This window comes from Mesorhizobium sp. KR9-304, assembly GCF_040049215.1.
Taxonomy (GTDB): Bacteria; Pseudomonadota; Alphaproteobacteria; order Rhizobiales; family Rhizobiaceae; genus Mesorhizobium_K.
In genome coordinates this window covers 491104-507938 of the sequence record NZ_JBDZDN010000002.1, presented here as the reverse complement: position 1 = coordinate 507938, position 16835 = coordinate 491104, and the positions used below count along the sequence as shown (strand labels likewise).

19 protein-coding genes are annotated in these 16835 nt (G+C 62.5%); 9 read left to right on the top strand and 10 right to left on the bottom strand.

What is annotated here, in order from left to right:
- Positions 1 to 14: 14 nt before the first annotated feature.
- Positions 15 to 881: a zinc ABC transporter permease AztB gene (gene aztB, locus ABLE71_RS14735; RefSeq protein ID WP_348784184.1), complete on the bottom strand. Its 867-nt coding sequence runs from the start codon at positions 879 to 881 to the stop codon at positions 15 to 17.
- Positions 882 to 883: 2 nt separating this feature from the next.
- A complete protein-coding gene (aztA, locus tag ABLE71_RS14730; protein WP_348784183.1) occupies positions 884 to 1747 on the bottom strand; it encodes a zinc ABC transporter ATP-binding protein AztA in 864 nt (287 codons plus the stop codon).
- A 189-nt stretch (positions 1748 to 1936) separates the two neighbouring features.
- Between aztA and ABLE71_RS14725 the strand changes: the two genes are divergently transcribed.
- The 4 genes from ABLE71_RS14725 to ABLE71_RS14710 all read left to right on the top strand — a co-directional run bounded on the left by ABLE71_RS14725 (position 1937) and on the right by ABLE71_RS14710 (position 5684).
- Positions 1937 to 2281 carry a RidA family protein gene (locus ABLE71_RS14725; RefSeq protein WP_348784182.1) on the top strand — a complete coding sequence of 115 codons (345 nt, stop codon included), beginning with the start codon at positions 1937 to 1939 and terminating at the stop codon, positions 2279 to 2281.
- Positions 2282 to 2407: 126 nt separating this feature from the next.
- The gene (locus tag ABLE71_RS14720; RefSeq protein WP_348784181.1) at positions 2408 to 2971 is read left to right on the top strand and encodes an RNA polymerase sigma factor; all 564 of its coding nucleotides are present in this window, start codon (positions 2408 to 2410) and stop codon (positions 2969 to 2971) included.
- Between the two features lie 2 nt (positions 2972 to 2973).
- A complete protein-coding gene (locus tag ABLE71_RS14715; RefSeq protein WP_348784180.1) occupies positions 2974 to 5025 on the top strand; it encodes a VWA domain-containing protein in 2052 nt (683 codons plus the stop codon).
- Positions 5026 to 5222: 197 nt separating this feature from the next.
- Entirely contained in the window at positions 5223 to 5684 is a 462-nt protein-coding gene (locus ABLE71_RS14710; RefSeq protein ID WP_348784179.1) for a hypothetical protein, read from the top strand.
- 6 nt (positions 5685 to 5690) lie between these two features.
- Here ABLE71_RS14710 and bmt read toward each other — a convergent pair whose 3' ends face one another.
- Positions 5691 to 6713 carry a betaine--homocysteine S-methyltransferase gene (bmt, locus tag ABLE71_RS14705; RefSeq protein WP_348784178.1) on the bottom strand — a complete coding sequence of 341 codons (1023 nt, stop codon included), beginning with the start codon at positions 6711 to 6713 and terminating at the stop codon, positions 5691 to 5693.
- A gap of 60 nt (positions 6714 to 6773) precedes the next feature.
- Positions 6774 to 7643 (bottom strand): helix-turn-helix transcriptional regulator, encoded by an 870-nt coding sequence (locus ABLE71_RS14700; protein WP_348784177.1) that lies wholly within the window; start codon positions 7641 to 7643, stop codon positions 6774 to 6776.
- 220 nt (positions 7644 to 7863) lie between these two features.
- On the opposite strand from ABLE71_RS14700, the gene ABLE71_RS14695 reads away from it, so the two are divergent.
- Positions 7864 to 8874: a fatty acid desaturase gene (locus ABLE71_RS14695; RefSeq protein WP_348784176.1), complete on the top strand. Its 1011-nt coding sequence runs from the start codon at positions 7864 to 7866 to the stop codon at positions 8872 to 8874.
- A 524-nt stretch (positions 8875 to 9398) separates the two neighbouring features.
- On the opposite strand, the gene ABLE71_RS14690 is transcribed toward ABLE71_RS14695, so the two are convergent.
- Together ABLE71_RS14690 and ABLE71_RS14685 are read right to left on the bottom strand one after the other, a co-directional pair.
- The gene (locus ABLE71_RS14690; RefSeq protein WP_348784175.1) at positions 9399 to 9593 is read right to left on the bottom strand and encodes a hypothetical protein; all 195 of its coding nucleotides are present in this window, start codon (positions 9591 to 9593) and stop codon (positions 9399 to 9401) included.
- Positions 9594 to 9888: 295 nt separating this feature from the next.
- The gene (locus tag ABLE71_RS14685) at positions 9889 to 10200 is read right to left on the bottom strand and encodes a hypothetical protein (RefSeq protein ID WP_348784174.1); all 312 of its coding nucleotides are present in this window, start codon (positions 10198 to 10200) and stop codon (positions 9889 to 9891) included.
- Positions 10201 to 10287: 87 nt separating this feature from the next.
- On the opposite strand from ABLE71_RS14685, the gene ABLE71_RS14680 reads away from it, so the two are divergent.
- Positions 10288 to 10653 carry a hypothetical protein gene (locus tag ABLE71_RS14680; RefSeq protein ID WP_348784173.1) on the top strand — a complete coding sequence of 122 codons (366 nt, stop codon included), beginning with the start codon at positions 10288 to 10290 and terminating at the stop codon, positions 10651 to 10653.
- A 169-nt stretch (positions 10654 to 10822) separates the two neighbouring features.
- On the opposite strand, the gene ABLE71_RS14675 is transcribed toward ABLE71_RS14680, so the two are convergent.
- Entirely contained in the window at positions 10823 to 10990 is a 168-nt protein-coding gene (locus ABLE71_RS14675) for a hypothetical protein (protein ID WP_348784172.1), read from the bottom strand.
- 344 nt (positions 10991 to 11334) lie between these two features.
- Between ABLE71_RS14675 and ABLE71_RS14670 the strand changes: the two genes are divergently transcribed.
- Positions 11335 to 11574, top strand: coding sequence for a hypothetical protein (locus ABLE71_RS14670; RefSeq protein ID WP_348784171.1), 240 nt, complete (start codon positions 11335 to 11337; stop codon positions 11572 to 11574).
- 912 nt (positions 11575 to 12486) lie between these two features.
- Positions 12487 to 12954 (top strand): hypothetical protein, encoded by a 468-nt coding sequence (locus tag ABLE71_RS14665; protein WP_348784170.1) that lies wholly within the window; start codon positions 12487 to 12489, stop codon positions 12952 to 12954.
- 45 nt (positions 12955 to 12999) lie between these two features.
- Here ABLE71_RS14665 and ABLE71_RS14660 read toward each other — a convergent pair whose 3' ends face one another.
- Positions 13000 to 13320, bottom strand: coding sequence for a hypothetical protein (locus ABLE71_RS14660; protein WP_348784169.1), 321 nt, complete (start codon positions 13318 to 13320; stop codon positions 13000 to 13002).
- A 102-nt stretch (positions 13321 to 13422) separates the two neighbouring features.
- Positions 13423 to 14502, bottom strand: coding sequence for a site-specific integrase (locus ABLE71_RS14655; RefSeq protein ID WP_348784168.1), 1080 nt, complete (start codon positions 14500 to 14502; stop codon positions 13423 to 13425).
- 94 nt (positions 14503 to 14596) lie between these two features.
- On the opposite strand from ABLE71_RS14655, the gene ABLE71_RS14650 reads away from it, so the two are divergent.
- Positions 14597 to 15418, top strand: a complete 822-nt coding sequence (locus ABLE71_RS14650; RefSeq protein WP_348784493.1) for a PhnD/SsuA/transferrin family substrate-binding protein — start codon at positions 14597 to 14599, stop codon at positions 15416 to 15418.
- On the opposite strand, the gene ABLE71_RS14645 is transcribed toward ABLE71_RS14650, so the two are convergent.
- The gene (locus ABLE71_RS14645) at positions 15404 to 16759 is read right to left on the bottom strand and encodes a Xaa-Pro peptidase family protein (RefSeq protein ID WP_348784167.1); all 1356 of its coding nucleotides are present in this window, start codon (positions 16757 to 16759) and stop codon (positions 15404 to 15406) included. The two genes, ABLE71_RS14650 and ABLE71_RS14645, sit on opposite strands and share 15 nt — an antisense overlap.
- Positions 16760 to 16835: the final 76 nt, after the last annotated feature.

Genomic DNA, 16835 nt, shown 5'->3' with positions numbered 1-16835 from the left:
TCCAGTGCTCGGGTTCAGGCGGTCCGGTGACGGTGGTGGCGCACGCGCGAACGCAGCACGCCGCGCGGGCCCAACAAGATCGAAGCGAGATAGACGACGCCGGCCGACAGGATGATGGCCGGGCCGGAGGGCAGCGATGCGTGGTAGGACAAAAGCAGGCCGGCGACGCAGGAGGCGAAACCGATCACAAGGGCCAGCAGGCACATAGGCTCGACTCTGGATGTCCAGAAGCGCGCCGCCGCCGCCGGCAGCATCATCAGTCCGACCGAGAGCAGCGTGCCCAGCGCCTGGAAGCCGCCGACGAGGTTGAGCACGACGAGGCCGAGGAAAACGAAATGCACGGGCGTGCCCAGCCGGCTCACCGAGCGCAGGAAGAGCGGGTCGAGGCATTCAGCGACCAGCGCGCGCCAGAAGACCGCCAGCGTCAGCAGCGTGACACCGGCAATCGAGGCGATCAGCTTGAGCGCCTCGTCATTGAGGGCAAGCACGGTGCCGAAGAGCACATGCATCAGGTCGACGCTCGAGCCGCGCAGCGACACGATCAGAACGCCGAGCGCCAGTGAGATCAGGTAGAAGGCGGCAAGCGATGCGTCCTCCTTCTGGATGGTGAAGCGCGACACGGCGCCGGCGCCCATCGCCACGACGACGCCGGCGATCAGCCCGCCGATGGTCATAGGCACGATCTCGAGTCCATAGAGCAGGAAGCCGGCGGCCGCGCCCGGCAGGATCGCATGCGCCATAGCGTCGCCGGTCAAGCTCATGCGTCGGAGCATCAGGAACACGCCGACCGGGCAGGAGGAGAGCGATAACAGCAGCGAGCCGGCGAGCGCGCGCTGCATGAAGCCGAACTCGATGAAGGGCGCGATGAAATAGTCGTACATGGTCACGCTGCTCGCGGCCCGGATTCATGATCGTGGCTGTCGTGCGTCTCCCCGTGGTTGTGATGGTGATGGCCGTCATGCGAATGCGCGTGAGCATGACCGTCGTGCGCATGCCCATCCGTATGCTCATGCGGCTCCGGCTCGCACCAGGGCGCGTCGTCGTGCCAGGCCTCGTCGAAGCGGCGGGCTCTGAGCAGGTTCTCCGGCTTCAGCGCCTCTGCCGTCGGTCCCCATGCGATGGGTTGGCGCGCAAGCAGCAGCGTCTCGGGAAAATGCTGGCGCACGAGGTCGAGGTCGTGGACCACCACCATAACCGTCCGCTTCTCGCCGTGCCAGCGCTTGATCAGCGCGACTAGATCGGTGACCGTTCTTGCGTCGATGGCGTTGAAAGGTTCGTCGAGCAGGATGATCTCGGCGTCCTGGACCAGCACCCTAGCGAACAGCGCGCGCTGCAGTTGGCCGCCCGACAGCGTATCAATCGGCCTGCCCTCGAAGCCTTCCAGGCCGACCGCCATCAGCGCCTGCGTCACCGACGCCTTGTCCTCGGCGGTATGGCGGCCGAGCAGCCCGCGCTTCGGCCACAGGCCCATCGAGACGAGGTCGACGACGCGCGCCGGGAAGCTGCGGTCAAGCTCCGACTGTTGCGGCAGATAGGCGATGCGCGCGCCGGGCATCTTCAGACTTTCGCCGGCCATAGGCTTCAGCACGCCGACAATGCCCTTCATCAGCGTCGACTTGCCCGATCCATTGGCGCCGACGACCGCCGTCAGCGATCCGCGCCCGACCGTTCCGGACAGGTGGTGCACCGCCGGATGGGCGTTGTAGCCAAGCGTCAGGTCGCGAAAGGTCAGGCTGGCGTCGGTCATGGGGTTCGGCAACTGCGTCGAGGGGTGTTGGGTATGTGATGTTATTACATTAGTCAACCGGATTTGCGGTTCGACTGGGCCGGGCGCCGGCTGCTTTTTTGCCGGCGCGTCGGATTTCGGCCGCGGCGCCCTTGCGTTTCCCGCCATGCAAAATCTATGGAGAACCGGCCAAACAGGAAGGAAATGCCAATGACCATCCGCCGCATCGACGTCGGTCCGCGCATGAGCGACATCGTCATCCACAACAGCACCGTCTATCTGGCCGGCCAGGTCGGGGAGGGCGCGACGGTCGCCGAGCAGACCAGGGACATTCTGGCGAAGATCGACACGCTGCTCGCCAAGGCGGGCACCAGCAAGTCGAAGCTTTTGCAGACGATCATCTGGCTCGACGACATGGCCAACTTCGCCGAGATGAATTCGGTGTGGGATGCTTGGATCGACCGGGCCAACCCGCCCGCCCGCGCAACCGGCGAGGCAAAGCTCGCCGCGCCGAAATACAAGGTCGAGATCATAGTGGTCGCGGCAGTGGATTGAGCGACACGCGGATAGCGAAATCGAACGGCCGCCCCGTGCGGCCGTTTTGATTCAGATTTGGAAGCCACGACAAAAAACTTCCGCTTCCCCCCAAGGAATGCTCCAAAGCTCTCGTCCTAATCACAAATGACGGCGATGATGCTGGACGAACGCGAGCCATCCGATCTCGATCTGATCGGCAAGGCGCAGAAGGGGGACAGTGCCGCTTTCGGCAGGCTTGTCGAAAGGCACTATGATTTTGTCCATCGCGTCGCATGGCGCTGGTGCGGCCGCAAGGCCGACGCCGAGGACATAGCTCAGGAAGTCTGCGTGCGGCTCGGCCGCGCCATAGGCAGCTATCGCGGCGGCGGCGCCTTTACCACCTGGCTCTACGCGATGACGATGAACGCCGCGCGTGACCTGATGCGCAAGACGAAGCGGGAGACAGCGAAAGCCGAGGCGTTCGGCCTGCACGCGCTGGTCGACGGTCAAGGTACGCCGGAGCCCGACGAGCAGGCCGAAAGGCTATGGTCGGCGGTCAGGAAACTGCCCGACAAGCAGCGCGACTCGGTGCTGCTCGTCTATGGCGAGGGGCTCAGCCACGCGGCGGCGGCCGATGCGATGGCCTGCGCGGAGGCGACGGTCTCGTGGCACATCCATGAAGCGAAGAAGCGACTGAAGGCGCTGATGCTTTCGGCCGAGGAAGATTGACCATGGTCGACGACAACGAACTCAAACGGCTCGGCGGCCTTCAGGCGCCGGCTCCCGGCGCCGAGGCGAAGGCCCGGGCGCTGGCTGCCGCAATGCAGGCGTTCGAGGAGAAAAATTTCGCATCCGTCGCCCAAGGATCGCAAACCCGGCCGCGTCTTACGGATCGGGCTTGGAAGATCTGGAGGGAGATGATGCAAAAGAAACTGCTCGCGACGCCGGCGATCGCCGGATTGCTGGCGCTGCCGATCGCCGGCTATACGGCCTTCTATCTGATGGAGGAGTCTCCGTTCCGTTTCGGCGGCCAGGACAGCGCGGATGGTCCGATGGTGCGCCAGGAGGCGACCTCCACCGAACCCGCCAAGGAGAACAAGGCGGACGCGGAGAGCCGCGATGCGGTGATCCAGATCCTGCCGGAATCCGCGCCTAGCGCGGATGCGCTCGCGAACTACGCCGCCCCGGAAGCCGACGAACTGTCGCGCTCGGTCAGTGGTCTTGCCGCGCCGGCGCCCGCCGAGGCGCCGCGCGGCCGTGTCGGCGCGGTTCCCGGAACCACCGCCGCTTCGAAGATGATCATCGACCAGTCGGCCGGCATGGCGCCCGCAGACGTTCAGCCGCTGGTCGAGGAAAATCGCGACCGCTTCGAGGAATTCAAGACCAATCCGGTGCGCTCGGCGGTCACCGACCCGGTTTCCACCTTCTCGATCGACGTCGATACGGCCTCCTATTCCTTCGTGCGCCGCTCGCTGAAGGAAGGTTTCCTGCCGCAGGCCGACACGGTGCGGGTCGAGGAGATGATCAACTATTTCCCCTATGACTGGAAGGGTCCGGACGCCGCCTCGACGCCGTTCAACTCGACCGTGTCAGTCATGCCGACGCCGTGGAACGAGCACACCAAGCTGATGCACGTCGCCATCAAGGGTTATGACATCGTGCCGGCCGAACAGCCCAAGGCGAACCTCGTCTTCCTGCTCGACGTGTCCGGCTCGATGAACGCGCCCGACAAGCTGCCGCTTTTGCAGTCGGCCTTCCGGTTGCTGGTGTCGAAGCTCAAGCCCGACGACACGGTGTCGATCGTCACCTATGCCGGCAATGCGGGCACGGTGCTGGAGCCGACCAAGGTGTCCGAACGCGCCAAGATACTCTCGGCGATCGACAACCTGACACCTGGCGGCACCACGGCCGGCGAGGCCGGTATCAAGGAAGCCTACAGGCTCGCCGAACAGTCCTTCGTTCAGGGCGGCGTCAACCGGGTGATGCTCGCCACCGACGGCGACTTCAATGTCGGCCAGAGCGATGACGACGATCTGAAGCGCATCATCGAGGAGAAGCGCAAGTCGGGGGTCTTCCTGTCGGTTTTCGGCTTCGGCCGCGGCAATCTGAACGACCAGATGATGCAGACGATCGCCCAGAGCGGCAACGGCACGGCCGCTTATGTCGATACGCTGTCGGAAGCCGAGAAAGTGCTGGTTCAGGATGCTTCCTCGACGCTGTTCCCGATCGCCAAGGACGTGAAGATACAGGTTGAGTTCAACCCGGCCGCGGTCTCCGAATACCGGCTGATCGGCTACGAGACGCGTGCGCTTAACCGCGAGGATTTCAACAACGACCGCGTGGACGCCGGCGAGATCGGCTCGGGCCATTCGGTGACGGCGATCTACGAGATCACGCCTAAGGGCGCGCCGCAGCAGATCGACGATCTTCGTTATGGCCAGGCGGCGACCGACAATGGCGGCGTCGCCAATGCGGACGAATATGCGTTCGTCAAGATCCGCTACAAGCTGCCTACAGAGAACGTCTCGAAGCTGATCGAGACGCCGGTGACCAGGGCCAACGAGGTCGCGTCCTTCGCCGCCGCGGGCGCCGACCAGCGCTTCTCGGTGGCGGTCGCCGCCTTCGGCCAGAAGCTGCGCGGCACCGATGCCACTGCCGATTTCGGCTACGACAGAATCATGGAGATTGCCACTGCCTCCAGGGGAACGGACCCGTATGGCTACAGGTCCGAGTTCCTCTCGCTGGTGCGCCTAGCCTCGGCGCTCGACAGCGGTAACCGGTAGTGGCGATGACGGGCATGTCCTTTCGATCGGGGGGCCGATTGTAGCGGGGGCATGACCGATGGGCGGGTGAGGCAGGCCGGCGGAGAGCGATCTCCGCCGGCCTTTCTCGTGTCCAATGTCAGGAGCGTCAGGTCCCCTCCTGCGCATTGTCCGCCAATTTGGGTATGTATCGCCTCTCATAGACAAGAGGCTGGCCAATGCCGAACGGCAACCTTGACGAATGGGATATCGCGCGCGGCGAACTGCGCGCGATCTCCGCGCCGGAAATAAAGGCGTTCTGGAACGGCTATATCGTCCGCCGGGAGGGCGTCCGCATTGAGCACGGCAGCCTCTATTCGCGCTGGCGCCGGGTGACGGACGATCTCGTGCTGTCGCTCTATCTGACCAACCGCAGCGTCGGCCTGTTCGTCAGGGGACAGCGCGGGGAGCGCTGGGCCACGACCGTGAACCGGTTGGCCGCCTACGAGCCCCAGCTCGGCGAAGCGCTCGGCGCCAGTCTGCCGGGCTATGTGGGCTGCTGTTACATCAGCAACCTGCCGCTGCCCGTCACCGATCCGGCGAGCTGGCCGCAGGGCTATCTCTGGCTGGAAGAACAGGAAGAACGTTATCACCGCGTGCTGAGCGACGCGGTGACTAGCAGCAAGGCTGGAGGTTTCTGAGTCCGATCAGGCCCGCGCGCGGCGGCGTTCGCGCCGCGCTTCGCTCGTCTCGCCGGTCCCGCCGCTCTGGTCGGCCGTCTTGTTGCGCAGCGGGCCGATGCGCGAAACGATCGTCTCGACGGTCGGACGCTCTGCCTTCTTATGTGCGTCGAGTGCCTTCCTCATCGCCGCGAGGTGTGCGAACGAGGTGCCGCAACAGCCGCCGACGATTTTTGCGCCAGCGTCGACCGCCAGCCGCACATAGTCCGACATGAGCTCCGGCGTTCCGGAATAATGGATCTCCGTGCCGCGGAATTCGGGGATGCCGCAATTGCCCTTGACGATGATTGTCGCCTCCGGCTTCGCCGCGCTGATGTCGAGCAGCGAGGACAGGATGTCCGAAGCGCCGACGCCGCAATTCGCGCCGAACGCGACGGCCTTTTCGGACAGTCCTTCGGCGACGTGGTGCACGTCTTTCGGCGCCAGTCCCATCATCGAGCGGCCCGCCGTGTCGAAGGAGAAGGTATAGGTGTAGGGCAGTCCGATCCTGATCGCGGCCGCCGCCGCAGCCTTGGCCTCGGCCGGCGCCGACATAGTCTCGATCCACGCGATCTCGGCGCCGCCCTCCTTGAGGCCGGCGATCTGCTCGGCGAAAGCGTCGACCGCCTCGTCATAGGTCATGGCGCCGAGCGGCTCGAGCAACTCGCCGGTCGGGCCGACCGAGCCCGCGACGATCACCTTGCGGCCGGCCTTGTCGGCGACCGCGCGCGCGATCTCGGCGGCGCGCCTGTTCAGCTCGTGCACGCGCCCCTCTGCATTGTGCAGCTTCAGCCGCTGCCTTGTGCCGCCGAAGGAGTTGGTGAGGATGATGTCGGCGCCCGCATCGACGAAATTCTGGTGCAGCGCGGCGATCTTCTCCGGCGCGGTCTCGTTCCAGAGTTCGGGCGCCTCGCCGGATTCCAGCCCCATGTTGAAGAGGTTGGTGCCGGTTGCGCCGTCGGCGAGCAGGACGCCTTTCTCGGCAAGCAGCGCGTCGATGGGATTGGTCATGGAATTGGGCTTTCGAGGCAATGAGTTCAGATAACGATATAAAGAAGTCTTTATGTGACGTCAACGATCCGGTTGCGGCGGCGGGACGCTGAAATCGGCCTCGGCAAGCATCCTGGCATGGGCAGCCGCCTCATGCGCGTTGACGTCGGCCGCCCGGATCAAATTGTCGAAGTGCCGCGTCAGGGTGCGGATAGGCTCCGTGGCGTAGAGCACCAGATACATGTCGCCGACATAGATCGCCGCGCGGTAGGGGCCGAAGATCGTGTAGGGCACGGAATAACGCAGCCGCCCGTCATAGAGAAACAGCCGGAAGGTCGGGTAAAGGTCGTCGAGCAGCTCGGCCATGTGGTTGAGCTGCTCGCGGCGTTCATTCTCGGGGAAGCCGCTCCAGACGCCCAGTCCGCGTGCGAAGATGTCGAGCGTATGACTGGGCATGCAGACCTCCATGTCGGTCTCCGGCCGCCGGTTGTAGTCGATGCGGAAATGGGTTTCGTCGGCCTGGATTTCCCGGCTCCGGTTGGAAATGTCGGCCTCGTAGTCGATCAGCGCCTGGGTCCGAAGCAAGTCGGGGATGCCGGCCGGCACGTAGCGGATCTTCGTCCCGGCAGCCTCGGCATGCCATTTGGCGATGAGGGTGCGCTCGAAGCCGCCCGAAGCCTCCTCGATCTCCAGGCTTTGCCGTATTTCGCCGGTCAAGCCTTCATTCTGGCTAAGTCCCAGCAGCCAGTCGAGCGACACCTTGTTCTCGGCCGCGATGTTGAGCAGCGTCTCGGCCCGCGGCAGGCGGGTCGAGGCGCCCGACAGCAGCTGCGACAGGGCAGAGCGGTCGATGCCAACCGCGGCGGCAAAGGCCGACTGGTTCTGGTCCGAGCGCTGCAGCAGCAGCTTCAGACGATCGCGGAAGACGCTCGAGAGATCGCGCTTGTCCATATCCGCTCCGATCCGGATTCGATTTCCCTTTACCCAGCGAGAACAAAGCTCTGGGGGAACATGAATCCCTGTATGTGTTCACAATGTATAACACATGAGGATTTTGGTGCGCAAAATCTACAGTTTGTGCGCGTTGTCTCGTTGAGACAGGCCAACTCTCCTGACACAATGCTGTCAGGAATCGTGAGATTCCGGCTAACTGGGGGCAGTGGTCGAGGGCATGCCAGAAAAAAAGCGGGGCGATCGCAGAAAAATCCAGGCCATCGAATGGCCGACGGTCTTTCTCATCATCACTTGTTACGCTGCCTGGGTGGGGGCAGCGGTCTTTTTCCCAACCTATCCCATAACCGCGCTTGTCGTTCTCGGCGTGGTGCTGGCCATGCAGTCGTCGCTGATGCATGAGGCAGCGCACGGTCATCCGACGCGCAAGGGCTGGATCAACGAACTGCTGGTCGGCCTGCCGATCGGCCTCGTCTATCCGTTTCGCCGCTTCAAGGCGCTGCACCTGCGCCACCATGCCGACGAGCGCCTGACGGATCCGTTCGACGATCCCGAGAGCTACTATCGCGCGCTGTGGCACCATGATGAGCTTCCGGCGGCGCTGAAGGTTATTCTGAAACTGAACAACACGATGATCGGACGCTTCCTCATCGGGCCGCCGCTGGCGAACGCTGGCTTCCTCGCCACCGAAGCGAAGATGATCGCGGGCGGCGACGGGGCCGTTCGCAAGGCCTGGCTGCTGCATGCGGCCGGTCTCGCCATCGTTCTGCCGCTCGTCCAGATCGGCTTCGGCATCCCGCTCTGGCTCTACGTCCTCGTGCCGGTCTGGCTCGGCCAGTCGCTGATCTCGGTGCGCACCTTCGCCGAGCATCAGTGGTCCGAGCGGCCCGACGGGCGCACCATCATCATCGAGCGCTCGCCGCTCGCCTTGCTGTTCCTCAACAACAATCTGCACCTCGTGCACCACAAGAGCCCGAACGTCGCCTGGTACAGGCTGCCGAAGCTTTTCCGCGACAAGCGCGAGCAGTGGATCGCGATGAACAACGGCTATGTGTTTCCCGGCTATTTCGCCCTGCTGAAGGAATACGCCTTCAAGCCGAAGGAGCCGGTGGTGCATCCGGCGCTGCGCCGCGCGCCCGAACCCGGCCGTGCCTTCCGCCCGCGCGTCAGGGCGAAGAACCTGTCCGGCTTCGGCACCGCGCCGGTTCCCGCCGAGCCGCCGAAGGAATAACGCGGCAGTTGCGCAGGCACCTCCCCTGCAAGGCGGGAGAGGGGCAATGACCATCGCAGCTCTTCCCATGTATGATGGGATGAGAAGTGCGCAAATCTGCGGTCGGTTGAAGTTTGTTGGACGAATGTAGGGCTACTAGAGGCTTCTAAAGCTTGCCCTTGAGCCTGTGATCTCGCCGCCAGCCCGCAACTCCCCTTGAAGTCACGTAGCAAATTATCAAGTCGGCAACGCTGCGCGAGTCGACAAAGTGTATCAGCGACGACGCTGGTCCCCGTGAGTCAATGAAACACCACAAGCCATCGTCATTCGAAGCCGGCCCTCTTGAGTCAACCTTGCAGACCAGAAGATCGGCAACGCTTCTAGATTCAGAGACGTAGACCAAGACATCTGCGGGTCCACGAGAATCGACCACATGTACGATAGCCATTAGAGGGGTACCCAAGTTGACATTGCGAGACTGACACCTTCTCGCCTGCGGCACAAACCAAAAGCCCGCCGAAGCGGGCTTCTCGTGACGGGTGGGTTTAGCCGACGCGCGGGTCTAGCGGCGTGCCTGCCAGCAGGCATCCGTTCCAGTCCGGGTGATCGTCATCCATCGGGACCAGCGCCTCGGCAAGCATCATCCTATCCCGCCAAGGATCCACGTCGGCAAAACTGCGCACGCCGTAAATCTCATCTCCCTTGGTCGTCTCTACACGTCCGATAACTAGCGACGGCATTGGCTGGTCTTTGTGCGTGACCATTTGGCCTATCTCAAAGGTCCAGGTTTCTGCCTGGACGGGTGCTACAGCGTCAGTTTGAATATTCATTTTCCGACCCCTTTAGTTGCATCGCGTCCAACGCGCGACACGACAAGCATGGCGTGAGTCTCCCGACGAGTCCAGCGGTCTATGTAAGTTTATTTTACATGGTCGCTAGGCGTTTTCGCAATTTCTCCCAGTTCTATAATAGGCGTATTCGCTTACCATCCTTGACATAAGAGGCGCTTTCGCCTTTTCGATATGCCCGTTTGCCTTATTTATATTGAAAGATCATGCAAACTGGCATTTTTAGACTTTTGTCAGCTTCGTTCGGCTGCGCGCTTGCGCCGCCTCGACTGTGCTGCGAAACTCTGCCGCCACGCGATTGGCGCATTCTGCTGAGACCGGCAGCTAACCAAAGGGGGAATAGGGTGGCGGCAGCGTCTTTCACTGCGGGCTCGGTTGAACGGATCAAATTGCGCGCTACGTTTATGAACGGCCTGGCGCTCGCATTCTTTTCGATCGGAATGCTGACGCCGATAGTCGCTGCCTTGGTCTTCGAGACGATCCCGACGTCAAATTTCATTGCAGCATGCATCGTTTTTGCGGTGAGTTCCGTTCTGTCCTATAGTTTGCACGTAGCGGCTGATGAAAAGCTAACCGAGCTCGATAAATGAATGGTCTGAATTGGGTATTGCTTGCGCTCCCGATAGTGGGGGCAGCCGGTATTTTCCTGGCGCTGAAAAGCCACGACAGGAAAATGCCGCTGAAACGACGTCAAGACCAGGAAGATCCGTCGAATCTTGCGAGGTTTGCGGAGTTGGCGGAACAGCAGCAAGCAAAGATGGCTGAGATGATGGCGGCCGCCGTTGAAAAAGTTGTAGCGGTGGTCCCGGCAAATGCCTCTCCTGATCGTCCTGCGAGCACGAAGATGCCTGCCAAGGCGGCCGCGGCGAAAGCCCTTGCGAAGACCTGGAAAAGCCCCCGCCCCGCCACCAAGCCATCTGCAAAAAGGACAGCCGTCAAAAAGGTTGGGTGAACCGGCGCGCGGCTCCTAATTCATCCTGCCCGACAGCCTGCCGCCGATTGGGCATCAGCCGCGAGCGTTCATCCGTGTCGGATCAGGAAAGATCGTCGCCGTTCCCGCTTTGCACGAAGCTCGGCTTCTTGGCTGGCGCCGTTGCCGCGGCCGCTGCAATTGGGGCTGGTTATGTGGCTGGCATAGGTCGGCGTTTTATAAGCTCGGCCAGCAGCGCTTCTTCCTCGCGTGAGCCCATATCGAACAATTCCAGGATGAGCATCGCCAAGTCGTCGCGTTCAATGGGATTGGTGACGTTGTGCGCTGCGCAGTAGGCGGCGAGCACCTTCTCCATCATCGCCAACTGCTTGGGGCTTGCTATACCACGCGGCATCGCCTTCCCCCTGAGGAAGGGCGCAACCTTATGTTATGCTCAGACCTAATGCAAAAGCCACATCAAGCGCCCCGCCCTTGACTGGATAGCGGCCCGTCAATCCTTGGCCGGCCCCGGCGTCGAGTTCATCCCGGAAGAAATGGCTGCGGCGCCGGCGTGAGGCTGCGGAAGGCGGCGAAAGCGCCCGTGCAGCCCACCGAGGGCGAAGGCGGCATCATCGACAACAACGAGATGTAGGCGCTTGCGCGCCGCCGCTTTCCTGCGACACTCGGCGCGACGTACATGGCGCGACATTGGGGGGGTGTGTGATGCCGGGATCCGACGAGCACGATCCAGAGAAGATTGATAAAGCCTTGGCCAAGCTGCTGGAGTCAGACGGGGGCCGCATGGTCGAAGTGCTCTACATGCGGCAAGTCCACGACTATCTTGCGCTCAACAACCAGGTGCTGGGCCGGATCGACAAGAGGCTTTCGCACATTGACCAGGCCATCTGGCTGATCCTGGGATTGGGGATCGGCCTTGCGGTCGCAAAATACTTTGCGTCCTAGTCTCCGTTAGCAATCAGCGGCCGCCTCACAGCCTTCAATTGGGCTTGTCGCCGCCGCCGCGGCCGTGGATCGGGGGGGCTGCTTGCCTGGCTCGCGGCCCCATATCAGGCTATGCCTTGAACTTTCCGAAAATCGGCAGATGCTGAATTGTTAGCCGGGGGGATCGAGGCTTCCGGTTAGGCCCGATCGTACCCCACCCGCGACTCCTACGGTCGGGCCGCCACGTGTCATTTGAGACGGCCTATGAGGAAGCCCTACACAAAGCCGGTATTTGTGCCCCGCGACAAGTTGAGCAAAGTGACAGGCCTTCAATGGCGGCGGTTCGCCGATACGGGTTTCCGGGTGAGCGATGGCTGGGCTAGGCGCGGTCCACGCCCGGCGACCCGATAAGGCCATTGCCATTCTGTCCGATCTGAGCGGCAATCTGCGCCAAGTTCTCGCGACGAACTAGCGTCGGCTTCTCGTACTGCTTTTTCATGTCAAATCCCCATAGCCGTTGGTTTGAAGTCTCACGGATGAGAGTTGCGTCCGTGGCTATTCTAGGATCTCTTCCCTAATAATGATGTCTGAAGGCAGCTCTTGCGCCGTTACCTTGCTGAGAACCTCGCGCCGAACCAGCGTCGGCTTCGTGTAGGTCTTTTTCATTTCCCCAGCTCCCCTGACGGAAAGCCGAAAGTCTCACGGTTCGAGAGCGGTCGTCAATCCTTGTGTAGCGCGCAGAATCGAATGGCACGGCGCGCCTGTTGGCGACGAGACGCATGGTCTTCTCCGATTGAAGGAAGGGCGGGGAGTGGCTATAGAGGCGGGATGACCGCAACGCGGAACCTAGACCAGTACGCTGAACTTCACCGGGCTAAAGCCTATGGGCGCGGGAACAGTCGAGTACGGCGAACAATCGCGCCTTGGATATACTTGGCGGGGCCGCAATCGATCCTCGATTATGGAGCGGGGCAGAGCCAATTGGTTAATCGTCTGATTGCGCCGCGAGCTAAGATCAGGCACCAATATGATCCGGCGATCCCGGCCATCTCGACCATACCCAATGGTTCATACGACATAGTAATCAGCGTCGATGTTCTTGAGCACCTGGATGAGCCGGAAATCGACGCCGTTCTTGCCGACATCAAACGGCTTTCCGACCGCGCTATCCTGGTGGCAGACACCCGCCCCGCTTCAGCCATCTTGCCAAATGGTGAAAACGCTCACGCCACCATACAGCCGTCATCGTGGTGGGCGGGGAAAATCGCGTCGGTATTCCCAGACTCAAAGCAGATTGCCACCGTCGGGTCCAACGCGATATTCACAACATGGCGCCCGCCTTTGTGGCAGACGATTGCCGCCAATATCTTGAAGCCATTTCTTCGAACGGGCGAGCACTAGCTTCTACTGCCACCCCGTCATGTGCAGTTCGGCGCAGTAAAGGTCTTAGTTGGCCACGATAGACATACCCACCCATACATGGTCCCAATAAGTCGCGGTGTCCGAACTGTTGATCTGCCGCCCCGTGCTTTCGTTGGCCGTATCAGTGAACGTAGTCGATCCCAACGTCGTGCCGTCTGTTCGGCTGGCGGGGGCGGAGCCGGTTTTGCCATACAAGGTTATGGTGATTGATGGGTTTGTGTTGCTGCAATAGCCGTGGTCGTTCGACCCGAAAACAGTCACGCTCTCGATCGCGGTCGGTGCCGCCACCGATGTGGACTTGCCTATATGCGCAGCAGCATTTTTTGTATCGAGCGGTGTTGACAAGGCGGTTCCCCTGATGTAGGTGTTGACCGTAGGCAAATAATTACGCGAAGCGTTTGCGTAATTCTTAACCTTATGCCAATTCGCCTTTTTTGTCAAGGTGGGTCAGGCTGGTTCCTTTGCCGTCACAATCTTCAACCATTTCCAGTCCGACCACTTGTCGCCAGACTGCCGAAGATGTGCGTAGCGCTTTAGGTTTTGCCACGATCGGTGGGCGCTCACGCTAGCGACCTGCGGAATAGTCCGGCCCATCTCGAATAGTCGCGACACCGCCTCGTGCCGTAGATCATGAAAATGTAGGTCGTCGATGCCGAGCATGTTGCAGGCGTTCCGCCATGAGAAGTTGATCGTGTCACCCTTGAACGGGAAGATTAGTTCATCATCCGTGCGGGGCGTCGTTTCAAGGATGAGCTGTGCCTCTGGCGTCAATTCCGTCCAGATGTGATTTCCGGCCGCGCCGCGGGGATCCTTCGCGTCGCGTACAAGGATGCGGTCGCCATCAAAGTCCGCCCACCGGAGTCTGACGATCTCGCCTTCCCGCCGTGCGCTGTATAAGGCGAATGCCGCCAGTCTTTCCATCGGAATGCTATCGGCCTTGCGGGCGGCGAAGAACGCCATCAACCGATTCATTTCGTCGAGGGTAGGGCGCCGCTCGCGCTCGTTGCTGCGGCCTACAAACTTGAACTTCTTGGCGACCACCAATGCATCGGACATCGCACGCTCATCGAGCGGATATCCCCACGCAGGACGGGCCACAGCGAAGACACCCGCCAGGAAGGTCATATAGCTCGCTACGGTCGCCGGGCTTCGCTCCTTCGCTAATTCACGGGCCAAGTCGACAACATGCTCTGCGCGGATGGTAGAGCAGCGCATCTGGGCGAGTTTGGTGTCGCGTAGTGATCGAAGAACTTGCGACTTCGTTCGCCCGAGGTGTGCAGCGTCACCCTCATATTTCCGGATCGCGTCCGCGAGGGTCGGGTCGTCGGACTTCTCCAGAGCGCCTGGCGCATCGAGTTCGGCTTCCCGCCATTTGCCCCAAGCCTGTGCCTCGCGTCGGGACTTGAACGTCTTCGCCTCTCGATGAGCGATTTTACCCCCGCGCTTGAGTGTGATCTGGACCAAGAATGACGGCGTGCCGTCCTTCTTATTGCGCTCTATGATCGTCGCCATGATGAAATACAACATACCCCATTTCGGTCCAACATTGTTGTATCATAGCGGAAAAAAGGTGCAACATGATGACACGCGATGACAGGGCGAAACGCCTGAAAGCCTTATGATGAAAGACATTGACAAAATCCATATCGCAGCTCTTCCCATGTATGACTGGGCCGAAGCCCGCGCCGACACCGACGCGGATTGGCGGGCGCTGCGCGCGCGTCTGCTCGCGGCCAGTCTCGACGCGCCTGAAAAGATCGTGCGGCGCAACGCCGAACTGCCCGCCGTTCCCGGTGGCATCCGCGACCGCGCGGGCAGGCTGATCGCCCCTAACCCGGCGACGCTGCCGCCCGACGAACTCGACTTCCCGACGCTGTGGAAGCATCCCGACCTGCTCCTTGCGCAGACCTGCTGGGGACCGATGGAGGAGGGGCTGGAGAAGCACGTCACCGTCATCGGCCAGCCCAGCTACGACGGCATCGAGGGCGGGCAGGGCGAGCTCTATTCCAGCGCTATATTGATGCGGCGACAGGGGCAGGGCCAGCCAGCGCCCGCGGATGGCCGGGCGGCGCTCCCGCTCGACCTTTTCCGCGGCAGACGCTTCGCCTTCAACAGCCTCGACTCCATGTCGGGCCTCATTGCGCTCACTCGCGACTTGGAAGCTGCCGGCGAGAGCCTCGGGATATTCTCCGAGCGCATCCAGACGGGGGCGCACCGGGCCTCGATCGTCGCGGTCGCGGAAGGCAGGGCGGATGTCTGCGCCGTGGATTGCCGCAGCTGGCGCCTCGCCCGGCGACACGAGCCGCGCGCGGCGGATGTCGAGGTCGTCGGCTGGACCGCGCGGCGCAAGGGCCTGCCGTTCATCACCTCGCGCCACACTCCTGCTGAGACGGTCGCGAAGCTGCGCGCCGTCGTGGCGGAGCTCGCCTCAGACGCCCAGTAGCCGCCCGTCGAGGGGATATTTCGACAGTTGCTCGTTGCCGCTTTCGGTAATCAGCACCTGCTCCTCAATCTTGACGCCCTCGCGCCCGCCGAGCCGGCCGATATAGCTTTCCACGCAAAGCACCATGCCCGGCTCCAGAACGCCGTCTGGCGTGTCTTCCGTCCAGTCCGCCGCATGCGGCAGCGTCGGGTATTCGTCGGCCAGGCCGACGCCGTGATAGAGCACGCCGTAGCGCGCCGGAAAGCAGTCGGGCGGCGGATTTTGCGACAGTTCGACCAGTTCGCGGAAGCCGACGCCCGGCCGCAGCAATTCGGTGTTGTGGGCGATCTGGTCGGCGGCGATGCGGAAGAGGTCATGCTGCTCGTTGGAAGGCTGGCCGTCGCCGCAGAGCCATGTCCGCGAGAGATCGGCGCAGAAGCCGTAGGGGCCGATGAGGTCGGTATCGAAGGCGACGAGGTCGCCCGCCTCGATTTTTCGTGAGGAGCATTCCTGGAACCAGGGATTGGTGCGCGGGCCGGAGGACAGCAGCCGCGTCTCGATCCACTCGCCGCCGCGCGCGATGTTGGCGCGGTGAAGCCCGGCCCAAAGCTCGTTCTCGCTGATGCCGGGTCTGAGCGCCGCCTCCATCTCTCCCATCGCAGCCTCGCAGGCGACGATGGCGCGGCGCATGGCAATGATCTCGTCGGGCGACTTGATCAGCCGCGCGTTCTCCATCACGGCGTCGCCATTGCCGACGGCGACGCCGAGGCGCGCCAGTTCCGCCACGCCCTCATGGTCGAGGTGATCGACGGCGATGCGGTTGTTGCCGCCGCAGTGCTCGCGAACAAGGTCGGCAATGCCGGCGGCCCAGCGCGCAACGCGCCGGTCCGACAATTCCCCGCCGTAGAGATACATCCACGAAACCGCCGGCCGCACCTCGTCGACGACATCAGAATGGTCGGACAGATGTTCGCAGGAGAAATAGTCGAACAGCACGACCGGCCCGTCGGTCGCGACGAAGCAGTGGCGGGTCGGGTTGTGCGCGACCCAGAGCTGCATGTTGGTGCTATCCGTCGCGTAGCGGATGTTGACCGGATCGTAGAGCAGCGCGCCGGCGTAGTCGCGACGCTTCAGCTCGGCGCGGATGCGCTCGAGCCGGTATTTGCGCATCGCGGGCAGGTCCGGGGCGGCTATGCCGGCTGCCGCCCATTCCTTCTCGGAGACCTCGCCATAGCCCAGCGCGTGGCTGTTGAGCGCCGCCGCCTTTTGACGGGACTGCGCGCGCAACGCATCGGCGCTCCCCGCCGCGCCTGGCTCGAACGGCATGATCTTGCGGTGGCGCGAAAAGCTGCCCGTCTTCATCCCGGCGGTCCCAACAGGCGACTCCCACTCCGGTCAAGCACGCCGCTCTCCCCGCCCAGGCCGCGCCGCCGCCGGC